11 protein-coding genes are annotated in these 12,367 nt (G+C 67.6%); 1 reads left to right on the top strand and 10 read right to left on the bottom strand.

Annotation, left to right across the window (positions count from 1 at the left end; genetic code table 11):
- Nucleotides 1-39 precede the first annotated feature (39 nt).
- Complete coding sequence (locus DV709_RS03045; RefSeq protein WP_117591640.1) at nucleotides 40-273, bottom strand: DUF7543 family protein; 234 nt, start codon at nucleotides 271-273, stop codon at nucleotides 40-42.
- A 27-nt stretch (nucleotides 274-300) separates the two neighbouring features.
- A complete protein-coding gene (locus DV709_RS03050) occupies nucleotides 301-489 on the bottom strand; it encodes a hypothetical protein (RefSeq protein ID WP_117591642.1) in 189 nt (62 codons plus the stop codon).
- Between the two features lie 441 nt (nucleotides 490-930).
- Here DV709_RS03050 and DV709_RS03055 point away from each other — a divergent pair, with 441 nt between their 5' ends.
- Nucleotides 931-1,962 carry an NAD(P)-dependent alcohol dehydrogenase gene (locus DV709_RS03055; protein WP_117591644.1) on the top strand — a complete coding sequence of 344 codons (1,032 nt, stop codon included), beginning with the start codon at nucleotides 931-933 and terminating at the stop codon, nucleotides 1,960-1,962.
- Nucleotides 1,963-2,194: 232 nt separating this feature from the next.
- Here DV709_RS03055 and DV709_RS03060 read toward each other — a convergent pair whose 3' ends face one another.
- The 8 genes from DV709_RS03060 to DV709_RS03095 all read right to left on the bottom strand — a co-directional run bounded on the left by DV709_RS03060 (nucleotide 2,195) and on the right by DV709_RS03095 (nucleotide 12,280).
- Entirely contained in the window at nucleotides 2,195-3,793 is a 1,599-nt protein-coding gene (locus tag DV709_RS03060) for a bacterio-opsin activator domain-containing protein (protein ID WP_117591646.1), read from the bottom strand.
- A gap of 233 nt (nucleotides 3,794-4,026) precedes the next feature.
- Nucleotides 4,027-5,451 (bottom strand): S8 family peptidase, encoded by a 1,425-nt coding sequence (locus DV709_RS03065; RefSeq protein ID WP_117591648.1) that lies wholly within the window; start codon nucleotides 5,449-5,451, stop codon nucleotides 4,027-4,029.
- Between the two features lie 305 nt (nucleotides 5,452-5,756).
- On the bottom strand, nucleotides 5,757-6,857 hold the full coding sequence (locus tag DV709_RS03070) for a phosphotransacetylase family protein (protein ID WP_117591650.1): 1,101 nt from the start codon (nucleotides 6,855-6,857) through the stop codon (nucleotides 5,757-5,759).
- Nucleotides 6,858-6,882: 25 nt separating this feature from the next.
- A complete protein-coding gene (locus tag DV709_RS03075) occupies nucleotides 6,883-8,991 on the bottom strand; it encodes an acetate--CoA ligase family protein (RefSeq protein WP_117591652.1) in 2,109 nt (702 codons plus the stop codon).
- A gap of 129 nt (nucleotides 8,992-9,120) precedes the next feature.
- The gene (locus DV709_RS03080; RefSeq protein ID WP_117591654.1) at nucleotides 9,121-9,912 is read right to left on the bottom strand and encodes an SDR family NAD(P)-dependent oxidoreductase; all 792 of its coding nucleotides are present in this window, start codon (nucleotides 9,910-9,912) and stop codon (nucleotides 9,121-9,123) included.
- A 211-nt stretch (nucleotides 9,913-10,123) separates the two neighbouring features.
- Complete coding sequence (locus DV709_RS03085) at nucleotides 10,124-10,429, bottom strand: hypothetical protein (protein WP_117591656.1); 306 nt, start codon at nucleotides 10,427-10,429, stop codon at nucleotides 10,124-10,126.
- Nucleotides 10,430-10,479: 50 nt separating this feature from the next.
- The gene (locus DV709_RS03090; protein WP_117591658.1) at nucleotides 10,480-11,712 is read right to left on the bottom strand and encodes a putative manganese transporter; all 1,233 of its coding nucleotides are present in this window, start codon (nucleotides 11,710-11,712) and stop codon (nucleotides 10,480-10,482) included.
- A 73-nt stretch (nucleotides 11,713-11,785) separates the two neighbouring features.
- Complete coding sequence (locus tag DV709_RS03095) at nucleotides 11,786-12,280, bottom strand: YbaK/EbsC family protein (protein WP_117591661.1); 495 nt, start codon at nucleotides 12,278-12,280, stop codon at nucleotides 11,786-11,788.
- Between the last annotated feature and the right edge of the window lie 87 nt (nucleotides 12,281-12,367).

A 12,367-nucleotide genomic window follows, 5' to 3' on the forward strand; every position in this document is an offset into this window, starting at 1 on the left:
CTCGGACGGTGACGGTACCGACGGTCGGCGGAGGGTCGTTCACCGCTCCGGCGCGTCGAACGTCTCTCGCCACTCCTCGACGAGTTCGAGCGCCGCGTCGCGCGTCTCGACGGATTCGCGGCGGTACGTCCGCCCCTCCGGGGCCTGTTCGAGTCGGTCGAGGCGAACGACCCACCGGCCCGCGCCCGTCTCCCGCAGGCGAATCGTCGCCCATCCGTCGGCACGTTTCCACTCGGTGAGTCGCTCGGTCGTCTCGGCTCTGGTCCAGCCCATACCCCCCGTTGGACGCCCGCGACTAAACTACGACGCCGTCCGACTGTCGCCGTCGGCGCTCGCGTTCGAGTTGACGTTCGCGCTCGCGAGCGGACCCGTCTCGTGACCGCACGCCGGACACACCGCGTATCCGAAGCAGTCGTATTCGATGACGTCCGCTCGTTCGGCCGTTCCGCACGCGCTGCACTCGAAGTACGCCACCCATTCGAATCCCATGTACGGTCAGTAGACACGAGTGTCCTTAGTTAATGAGCGCCTGTTCTCGGGTACGCGAGCCTCTACGCCCTCCAGAAACGGAAGACTGAGCGCCTATCGACTCGGTTCGATGTCGTCGTCGGGCGAACGACGTGGGAGAGGTCGTTTAGCCGCGCGTCAGAGTCGAGACAGTCGAGAGCGCGCGGGCGACGACGCCGACCGTGTACGGCGTGTAAAGCGGTGTAAAATCGGCTGCCGGCAGCCGACTCCGACGACGTTCAAACGGTGATTTACATCGGAGTCGGGCCGGCGACGGCCGTCTCTCGGCCGTAGCGTTTCCGCAAGTCGTCGGTTTCGATGGCGAGGGAGGGCATCGTCTCGACGTCTCGTCGACGCTCCAAAGAGCTACCGCCATCACCAGTACCTCGCGGGGTTTATCCACTCGCCGGCAGTATGTCAGTTATGCGCACGGCTGTACTCTCCGAGGACCTCCAGTTACAGATAGCGGAGCGTGACCGCCCCGAACCCGAGGACGACGAGGTGTTGGTCAGGATGCGGTCGGTCGGCATCTGCGGGTCGGACGTTCACTACTACGAACACGGACGCATCGGCGACTACGTCGTCGACTCGCCGCTGGTGCTCGGTCACGAGAGCGCCGGCGAGGTGGTCGAGGTCGGTTCGGCGGTCGACGACCTCGGCGTCGGCGACCGGGTGACGCTCGAACCGGGCGTCCCCTGCGGGCGCGACGATTGCGAGTTCTGTCGCGCGAACGAGTACAACCTCTGTCCGAACGTCCAGTTCATGGCGACGCCGCCGGACGACGGCGCGTTCGCCGAGTACGTCGCCTGGCCCGCCGACTACGCGTACCGACTCCCCGAGTCGGTGTCGCTGCGGGCGGGCGCGCTCATCGAACCGCTGTCGGTCGGCATCCACGTCTGTCGCCGCGCGGGCATCGGACTCGGCGACGCCGTCTACATCTCCGGTTGCGGTCCCATCGGGCTGTTGGCGATGGAGGTCGCCCGCGTCGCGGGCGCAGAGCCGATTGTCGTTGCCGACGTCCTGCCCTCGAAGCTCGAACGGGCGCGCGAACGCGGCGCGACGGTCGTGAACGTCGCCGAAGAGAACCCCGTCGACGCCGTCGAGGAGGCGACTGGCGGGCGCTTCGCCGACGTGGTCGTCGAGGCGTCGGGTGCGGAGCAGGCCATCGGGGGCACGCTCGACGTGGTTCGTCGCGGCGGCACCGTCGTCCTCGTCGGTCTCGCCGCCGACGGCGTCGTCCCCTTCGACACCAACGACATCATCGACAACGAACTCGACCTGCTGGGGTCGTTCCGTTACCGCCACACCTACCCGACGGCCATCGAGCTGCTGGCGAGCGAGCAGGTCGACGTAGAGGGGATAATCGACTTCGAGATGGCTCTCGACGACGTCGACGAGGCGTTCCGGCGCGTCCAGGCCGGCGAAACGGTAAAAGGGATGATTTCGCTCGGCTGAGGGGGGGATGGGGGGTTGCCGAGCGAAGGGAAGTCAGAACGCGAGCGCGAAAGCGGAAGCGGCGGCACTCGACCGTGCGGGTCAGACACGGTCCGTGCCGACTTCGAGACGACGGGTGTCTCCGACGAATCGAAACGCTCGCGGGTGTCTCACCTTTGCCGGGTCTGTGGGGAACCCAGGCAGTTCGACGAAACCGTCGAACGATAAAAAGTGAGCCGCCTAACCGGTTAGGTCAGTCGACGTTCTGCGAGATGCCGTCGAAGTAGGCGGTGAGCAGTTTCCCTTGGCTGCGGCGGAGATGCTCGTGGAACGTCGGCGGCGACACGCCGAGCGCCTCGGCGACTTCCTCCGCCGTGCTCCCGCGGGGCCACTCGAAGAACCCGGCGAGAAACGCCGTCTCCAGCACCTCCTTCTGCCGTTCGGTCAGCGCTTCGTCGAGCGCGTCGCGGAACTCGACGCCGCGGCCGTTCGTGCGCTCGCGTTCGCGCTGGGCGCGGAGCGAAACGTTGGGGTACCGGTCTCGAAGCGCCGTGACGACGGAGCGAACGTCGGCGACCGCCGGGAGTTCGACGGTCATAGAGCCGTCCTCGCCGTCGGCGTGCGCCTCCCTCAGGACGCCGCCGAGGTCGGCGACGACGGACGCGACCGTGGCGTCCGGCGGCGTCAGCCGGAGGACCGCCTCGTCGTCGTACTCGGCGACGACGACGGCGTCGCCGTCGGCCTCGCGGGCGGCCTCGACGACGGTCGCCGAGTCCGCTCCCTCGACGGCGACGAACTCCGAGAGCGAGCCGTCGTCGGCCGTGACGACGCCCTCGATGGAGACCGAGGCGTCAGCGTCGGCGGCGACGGTGAGAAAGAACGGTCCGGGGACGGTCACGTCGAACTTGAGTTCGACGACCGAGTCGCTGACGAGCGCGTTCCGCTTCTCGGCGGCGTTTATCGCGTATCCGATGGTCTCGCCGAGTTCTCGCAGCACCGCGATTTCGTCCTCCTCGAACGCCGCCGAGCGAGTCGCGTATAGGCAGAGCACCCCGTAACTCGCGTCCCGGTAGACGAGCGGAACCGCCGCGGCCGAGTCGAGTCCGCGCTCGGCGGCCGTCGACTCCGGGTCGAACGCGTCGTCGTCGACGGCGTCGGCGACGCAGACCTCACCGGTCTCGACCGCTGCCAGCGCCATCTTCCCCTCGGCGTCGACCTCCTCGGGCGTCGCGTCGTCGAAGCCGCGGCCGCTGGCCCACGTTCGGGCGAGGACCGACTCGCCGTCGTAGCCGCGCTCGCCGATCCACGCGAAGCGGTACGGTCGTTCCCCGGCGAGGTGAGTACAGACCTCTCGCTCTATCTCCTCGCGGGTCGACGTCCGGACGAGCGCCTCGTTGACTTCTCGGATGACGGCGTTGATCCGGTTCAGCGTCTCGACGCGACTGGTCTGTCGCTGGAGCGCCTCGATGCGGCGCTTCCGCTCGGTGATGTCGCGGCCGATACCCGAGACGCCGACGGGGTCGCCGTCCTCGTCGTGGAGCAACGCGCCCGTGAACTCGTAGGGGATGCGCTCGTCCTCGGAGGTGAGAAGCGACGCCTCCTCCTGGGCCTTGCCCGTCTCGACGACGCGAACGATCGCCTCCGTGATAGCCGAGCGGTCCTCAGGTGCGATGAAGTCCAACGGTATCATCTGTTCTATCTCGTCGTCGCTGTATCCGGTCACCTCCCGCAGCCGACTGTTCCACTGCAGGAACCGACCGTCGAGATCGAACAGAAAAAATACGTCGGTGAGCGTGTCGATGGCGCTGTCGAGCAGCGCCGACGCATCCTCGTCGACACCTTGTCGCTGCATTGGTCTCCGTTCTGTCGCCGAGACAATAAGCGGCCCGTTCAATCACTGAGCCGATATCGTCCGCCGGTCGTCGCGGGCGACGACGGCGAGGGGGGCGCCGTCGACCGTCGCCGAACGTCGGGGTCGGCGGAACCCGACCTGAGTCGCCCCCGAGAGACCGTCCGCGGTCGACGGCCGGCGCCACAGCGTTCGAGGCGACCCGCGGGGTTCGGTCCCTACGGTCGGCGTGGCGGTCAGACGAGCGTCGTCTCGTCGAGGGTGGCGAGGTCGCCGCCCTCCGCTCGCTCGACGGCGTCGTAGGCGTCGACGAATCCGGCGCCGGCGCTGGCCGGTTCGTAGCTCGATAGCGCGTCCTCGGCTTCGGCTTCGACCGTCGCCAGCAGTTCGCGGGCCGTGGGTCGACTCCCCTGCGCGGCGACGTGGGCGTCGACGACCAAGGCGGCGATACCCGAGACGTGCGGACAGGCCATGCTCGTCCCGCTGATGCTCGCGTAGTACAGTTCGCCGTCGTCGACCGTCGTCGCCCCCAGCGGGTCGTCCGGCGACATCGTGCTCACGATCTCGTTTCCGGGCGCGGCGACGCCGGTCCGGTAGATACCGAGCGGTCCCGACGCTTCGCCGGACTCGTAGTACGTCGCCAGGTTCGACAGCGCCGTCTCGCGGTCGTAGTTGCTGCCGTCGTCGCGGCCGCGCGAGGAGAAGTCGGTGACTTCCTTTCGGTCGTTCGTCGCGGCGACGCCGAGGACGTGCGGCGCCTTCGCGTAGTCGTTCAGCGTGTCGTACCCCGGTCCGGAGTTGCCTGCGGCGAACACCGGGAGGATGTCCGCTTGGTAGGCGTACCACGAGGCGACGTTGAGCGTCGCGTTCGGGTCGAAGTCGTCGGTACTCGACGCGCCGTAGGAGTTCGAGACGACCTGGTACGTCGAGCCGTCGCCGTTTTCGAGCATGTGGTCGAACGCCGCCGCCGCCTTGAGAATCGAGAGGCCCGCGCTCGTCGAGTAGGAGGTGAGCGTCGCCGCCGGTGCCATCCCCTTGTACTGGCCGTCGCTCGCGCTGCCGTCGCCGGCGACGGTGCCCGAACAGTGGGTGCCGTGTCCGATCTCGTCGGTGTCCAACGCGCCCGCGTCGAGCCACAGCGTCTCGGTGCCGGTGAGTCCCAGGGGGTCGCCGACCCACTGGTAGTTCGCGTCGAGGTTCGCCGCCAGGTCGGGATGGTCGCCGTCGATGCCGCTGTCGATGACGACGACGTGGGCGTTCTCGCCGGCGTAGCCGAGGTCGCTCTGGACCTCGGCCGCCCGAGTCACCTCGCGGCCGTCGTCGTTGAAGTATTCGAGGTCGCGGTTCGCTTCGACGTAGCGAACTTCGTCCCAGTCGGCGACGGTCGCTATCTGCGCCCCCGTCAGTCGGCTAAAGCCCACCGGGAGCACCGAGAACTCGTGGTAGCCGTCGACGAGCTCCAGCGAGTCGAGCAGACCCACGTCGTCGTTCGACTCGAAGACGACGAGTACCTCCTGTAGCGCGTCGCTCGCCGTATCCAAGGTGTCGTCGACGAGCGAACCGAGCGTCCCCGCCCGCGCCCGACCCGCGAAGGGGAGCAGCGATGCCGCGCCGGTCAGTTTCAGTACGGTCCGTCTTTCGAGCGTCGGTGTTTCGTCCATCGTTGGTGTCGATAACGTCGGCCGAGACGCGCCGCCTCCCGACGGCGAACGTCCCTTCGTGCCGAACGGACACACTTTCGATTGAGCTGACTAAGTACATTAACCTAATCAGATTAGGTTAGTTGTAATAAGTGTGCGAAATCAGCGTACGGTTCGCACAAATCGGTGAGTGAGGGAATATCGACGCGAACACGACAGGGCGACACCCGCCGTCGCACCGGAGTCGGCAGACGAGGCGACACACCGGGCGTCGTAACGGTGGAAAAAGGTGTCGTACCGACCGAATCCGGAGGGGTCGGCGACGACTACTCGGCGTCGGTCTCGTCGTCGGCCGCCGCCGGGACGAGCGCGTCGACGTCGGCGTGCTCGAACAGCAGTTCGCGCATCAGTTCGACGGTCCGCTCGTCGCGCGTGCGACCGCCGCGAATTATCTCCTCGGTGCGGTCGATGGCCGACAGCGTGTCCGCGTTGAGCACGAGCACCGGGACGCCCTCGGACTCGGCGCGGCCGACGACCGCTCCCGAGGGTCGGTGGCCGCCGGTGAGGACGAGACACTTCACGCCGGGTGCCTGGAGCGCGGCGGTCTGGACGTCCGCGCGGTCGCCGCCGGTGATGACGGCGGCGTCCTTCGTCCGGCGGAAGTAACGGAGCGCCTCGTCCGCGCCCATCGCGCCGACGAGGAAGCGTTCGACGTAGGCGTCGGTCGGCGCGTCGGTGACGAGTTCCGCGCCGAGTTCGTCGGCGAGGTCGGCGACGGAGATACCGGCGAGTTCGCGCTCGCGCGGGACGACGCCCAGGACGGGCACGTCGCGGCTTTCGAGGAAGGAGACGACTTCCGTCTCCAGTTCGTCGTAGGCGGCGTCGCCGACGCGATTGAACAGCACGCCGGCGAGTCGGTCGTCGCCTTCGTCGCGCACGTCGTCGACGGCGGCGAGCACGTCGTCGAGGTCCGCGGGCGTCGCGTAGTCGGCGACGAGAAGCACCTTCGCGTCGAGCAGGTCGGCGATTTCGGGGTCGGTGAGGTCGACGATGCCGCCGGTGGTGTGTTTGCCGCCGCCTTCGACGAGCATCAGATCGGTGTCGGCCGAGAGCACGTCGTAGTACTCGCGGACGATCTCGGCGAGGTCCTCGCCGCTCTCCCGGCCGCGAACCGCGCCCTGGATGAACGTCGGCGAGTAGACGATGGGTTCCATCTCGTGCATCTCGGCGTCGGTGCCGAGCAGTTCCCGCGCGAGCATCGGGTCCTCGTCGAGCGTCTTGCCGACGTTGCTCTGCAGTCGCGTCCCCTTCGGCTTCATGTAGCCGACAGAGAGGCCGCGGTCCTGCGCGAGCAAGCCGAGCGCGAGCGTCACCGCCGTCTTTCCGGTACTGTCCTGCGTCGAGGTCACCAGTAGGGTTTCGGTCATGAGTGTGTGAGGGTTTCGTGGTCGCTTATAGTTGGTCCGGGTCGATGGTCAGTCGCACGTCGACCGCCTGTACGCCCGTCTCGTCGCCCTCTTCGGGCAGTGCGACGAGCGGGTTGATGTCGAGTTCGAGGATGGCCGGGAAGTCCGAGACGAGCTGCGAGAGCCGCTGGATGGTCTCGACGATGGCGTCGCGGTCCACGGGGTCGCGGCCGCGCGCGCCGCGCAGCAGCGGCGCGGTCTGAATCTCGTCGGTCATCTCGCGTGCTTCGCTCTCGGAGACGGGCGCGACGCGGAACGTCGTGTCCTCCAGAATCTCGACGAAGATGCCGCCGAGACCGAACATCAACAGCGGACCGAACTGCGGGTCGCGGTTCATGCCGACGATGGTCTCGACGCCGTCGTCGAGGTTCACCATCTCCTGGACCTGGACGCCGAGAATCGTCGCGTCCGGCTGATAGTTCCGCGCCCGCGTGACGAGGTCCTCGTAGGCGTCGAACACCTCTCCGTCTTCGACGCCCACCTTGACACCCCCGATGTCGGACTTGTGGAGGATATCCGGGCTGACGATCTTCATCACGACGTCGCCGTCGATCTCCTGAGCGGCCGTGACGGCGTCCTCGGGGCTGTCGACGATGTCGCCCGCCGGAATCGGGATGCCGTAGGCGTCCAAGAGATCCATCGCTTCGACGCCGATGCGGGTGTCGCCGCGGTCGGCCGCCGCTTCGAGTATCGACCGGACGTGCTCGCGGTCGACGTCGAACTCGACGGGGTCGTCGTACTCGCGCTTGCGGATGTCGCTGTACTCGCCGAGGGCGTCGAGGCTCTCGACGGCGCGGGCGGGGTCGAAGTAGTTCGGGATGCCCGCTTCGCGCAGGACGCTCTCGGCGGCGTCGACGCGCTCGCCGCCCATGAAGCAGGCGGCGACCGGTTTGCCGTGTTTCTCGCGGAGTTCGACCGTCGCTTCGGCGAGTTCGCCGTAGTCGAGCACCGCGGTGGGTGCCGAGAGCACGAGCGCGCAACCGACGTTCTCGTCGGCGAGCGCGACGTCGAGGGCGTCGCGGAAGCGGTCGATGTCGGCGTCGCCGACCACGTCGACCGGGTTGTAGATGTTCCCCTCCTCGGGCAACTTCTCGCCGAAGGCGTCGAGCGTCTCGTCGGAGAACGTCGCCATCTTCAGCCCCGATTCGCCGACGGCGTCGGTCGCCATCACGCCGGGGCCGCCGGCGTTCGTGATGACGGCGATGTTCTTCGACTCCGGCAGCGGCTGGTTGGCGAGCATCTGCGCCGCGTCGAACAGCTCCTGCGGCGACGACGCGCGCAGCACGCCCGCCTGCTCCAGTCCGGCTTCGTAGGCGCGGTCGGAGCCGGCGATGGTCCCGGTGTGCGACGACGCGGCTTGCGCGCCGGCGTCGGTCTTCCCCGATTTGACGAGCAGAATCGGCGTACTCTGCGTCACCTCGCGGGCGGTGTCGATGAACTCTCGGCCCTCCTCGATGCCTTCGAGGTAGCCGATGACGACGTCGGTGTCGGGGTCGTCGCCCCACTCGGCGACGAAGTCGGTCTCGTCCAACACGGCTTTGTTGCCGAGCGAGACGACGTCTTTGAAGCCGACGCCCTCGTCGTTGGCCCAGTCCAAAACGGCAGTGATGAACGCGCCCGACTGGCTCATGAAGGAGAGGTCGCCTTCGAGGGCGTTGTCGGGGCCGAACGTGGCGTTCATCCCGTTCGGTGTGCTCATGATTCCGAGGCTGTTCGGTCCGACGAGGTTGATGTCGTACTGCTCGGCCGCCTCGCGAAGTTCGCGTTCGCGGGCTGCGCCCTCACTACCGGTTTCGCCGAACCCGGCGGTGATGACGACGACGTTGTTCACGCCGCTCTCTCCGGCGTCTCGGACGGCGTCGACGGCGATCTGCGGCGGCACGACGACCACCGCGAGGTCGGCGTCGCTCTCGCCGACGGAGTCGACGCACGGGAGTCCGAGCACCTCGTCGTAGTTCGGGTTCACCGGCACGACCTCGCCGTCGTAGTCGTCGACGAGGTTCTGCGTGATGGCGCGGCCGATGGACCCTTCACGCGCAGTCGCGCCGACGACGGCGATGCGTCCCGGCGCGAACAGTTCAGATAGCGCTCCCATCACATCCTACTACCCGGCCTCGGCGCATAAGTTCGGGTGTGTGTTCGCTCACGTGGTTCGACGTGTCACTCACAGACGACGGTGAAGATTCGACGAGCGAGACGAGCGCTCGGTCGACCGTGCGTTCACTCAGCAGACGTGGTCGCCGCCGTCGACCCACACCGTCTCACCGGTGACGAACGAAGCGTCGTCGCTGGCCAAGAACAGGTACGCGCCGGGGAGCTCGTCGGGCGTCGCCGCGCGGAGGGGGAGCGTCGGCTGGTCGGTCGCGTCGCTCTCCGGCCCGATCTCGCGGGCGCGCTCGGACCACCCCTCGGTTATCTCGGTGGCGACGGGACCGGGCGCGACGGCGTTGACGCGCACGTCGTGTCGGGCGAGTTCGAGCGCCGCGCTCCGGGTGAGCATCCGAATCGCGCCTTTCGTCGTCGCGTAGTGGGAGTGTTCCCACTCGGCGACGCCCATCGTCGTCGAGGCGGTGTTGACGACGACGCCGCCCTCGCCGCGCGAGATCATCTCCTCGGCGGCGAGCTGCGTGCCGAAAAACGCCCCGTAGGTGTTCACCTCGTGGACGCGCCGTAGCTCCTCGGGTCGGACGTCGCGGAACCGCTTGCTGACGTGGATTCCCGCGTTGTTGACCATCACGTCGACACCACCGTACTCGCGGGCGCGCTCGACGACGGCCTCCAGTTCGGCGGGGTCGCTCACGTCGCACTCGAGGAACTCGGCGGCGACGCCGCGTTCCCGGGCGAGTTCGTGCGTCGGTGTGGATTCGTCGAGGTCCTTCGGTCCCTCGCGCACGTCAGCGTTCAACACGGTGGCCCCGGCGTCGGCGAACGCGAGCGCGACGGCTCGTCCGATTCCGGAACTCGCGCCCGTTACGACGACAGTGTCTCCTTCGAAGGTCGGCGACAGATGTCCCATGGAGTCGCATACGGGTGGGAAACACCTCAACGCTCGGTCGGAGGCGAATCTGTGGCGAACAGGCGGCCGCGTCGAGTCGTGGTGCCCGCGAGCGGGCGGCCGCGCTCCCGCCTCGTCCGACTCGCGGCGACGGTCACGTCACGGTACGGGATGGTTCCGTCTTCGTATTTGAACGTCGGGGAGCGACGCCGGCGAGCGGCGGCGGACAGAATCAGATGAGGTCGTCCGGGTCGTGTTTCTCGCGCATCCGCGTCGCTTCGGCCGCGTACGCCTCCCGGGTGTCGGCGTCGTCGACGCGGCCAACACTCCCGGGTCTCGCGTTGACGGCGGCGGTGGTGTCGCGCACGTCGCCGAAACTCGTGAGCGCGCGCTCCTTACGGAGATACCGCGACCCGTCGGGGGTCGCGTAGACGAGGATGACGATGTTCTGTTCGTCGTCGGAGTACGTTCGTTCGACGAGCCACACGCGTACGGTGTCCTCGGAGTCGTCGGAACTGTCGACGTCGGGGGCGCTCATCGGCCCGTGTTACGCCTCCCGGACGGAAGTGGGTTTCTCGGACGCCGCACTCACAGCACCCCGAATCCGAACTGCGGTCCGAACGCGACGTGGAGCGCAATACCGACGACGAGCGCCGGAACCGTCGTGTAGATGCTGGCGACGACGGCGGCTTTCTTGTCGATGGCGAGGAGCGGGAACAGCGCGTCGCCGTCCTGACTGATGGCGTTGGCCGTCAGCGCCGAGAACGGAATCGCGCCCTCGGCGTACGCCGTCGCGAGCAGAATCTGCGGTCCACAGCCGGGAATCAGGCCGACGAGCGCCGCGCCGATGGGTGCGAGAACGCCCGCCGCGGCGGCGAACAGCTGCAAGTCGACACCAGTCACGAGGATACCGTACTCGTACAGCAGGTAGGCCGCGAGAACCCAGACGGTGACGAACGACGTCTCCATGGCCGCGTGCGTCAGCGTCTCGTAGACGTTGCCGAACGTGTCGCGGGCCCGGCCGACGTGACCGTGTCCGATGTACCGACGGCCGACGAAGTACAGGTAAAAGGAGAGCGTCGTCCCCACGAGTCCGAAGACGGTGAACGCGCCCGCGAAGGTGGCGCCGGCGACCATCGGTACGTCCGGCGCACCGCGGAAGAGGTAAACTACGCCGGCGACGAGTCCGCCTATCGCTGCGACCCACCAGACCGCGAGTGCGGCTTGGCTCAGACGGCGGAGAAACGGCGCGTCGCTGACGGTGTCGTCGACCTCGCAGCCCTGCGCGTCCTCGTAGTGGTGCACCTGGCTGCCGACTGCGGGGGAGGCGACGCCGCCGTCGGTCACCGTGCGACCGACGCGGGCCACCGCTCGGTCGATGCGGTCGACGCCCATCCCGAAGCGGTCGATGCCGTAGCCGAAGGCGACCGCCGAGACGAAGGCGAGTCCGTAGGCGTACAGCGCCGCTTCGGGCGCGAGCACGAGGATGATGAACGCGGAGTCCCCGGCCGTCGCGATGAGCGTCGCAACGACGGTACCGAAGGAGACGCTTCCGCGGACGTACAGTGGCATCATCACGATAGCGCCGCCACAGCCCGGAGTCAACCCCATCATCGCGCCGACGAGCGGTTGGTACTTCTCCTCCGATTCGAGTCGCGCTATCAACCGTCCGTTCGTGCGGTACTGGATGTAGCTGAACGCTAGAACGGTTATGGCGACGAACGCGCTGACTTGAACGAAACCGTCGCGGACCGACGCGAGGAAGATATCGAACAGTTCCGTCGAGAGTCCGGCCTGGCCGAGCACGGCGGGATTACCCATCGCTCGACCACCCTGAATTAGACATATCTAATTCTCTATTTTGCCTACTACAATATATAACTTCGTGTTAGCTCTAACCGCGGGTGACGTCGACGACGGTGGCGTTCGCGTGCTCGCGGAGCGACTCCGGCGTGAGCGCGAAGACGGCACTGGGCGTACCGGCGGCCGCCCAGACGGTCTCGTACTCCAGAAGCGAGGGGTCGATGAACGTTCGGATGTCGGAGTCGTGACAGAACGGCGGCACGCCGCCGATAGCCCAGCCGACTCGCTCCCGAATCAGTTCCGGGTCGGCCATCGAGATGGCATCCGGTGCGACGCCCAGCTCTGCGGCGAGCGCGTCCTCGCTGACTCGGTTCGCGCCGCTGGTAATCGCGACGACGAGCGACACGGCTCCGTCGTCGCCTTCGACGGCGAACACGAGGCTGCTGGCGATCTGACCGACTTCGCAGCCGACGGCGTCGGCGGCGTCGGCGGCGGTTTTCGTCCCTTCGGGGAACTCGCGAACGGTCACGTCGAGGCCGTGTGACTCGGCGGCGCGTTCGGCGAACGCCTGTGCGCGGGGGTGCATGACACCTGATAACACGCCGGCGACAAAACAGCTACGTAGACGGCAAGCGACTACCGATGCTACGCGTTCGCGGACGAGGGAACCGGC

This window comes from Haloprofundus halophilus (genome assembly GCF_003439925.1).
GTDB lineage: Archaea > Halobacteriota > Halobacteria > Halobacteriales > Haloferacaceae > Haloprofundus > Haloprofundus halophilus.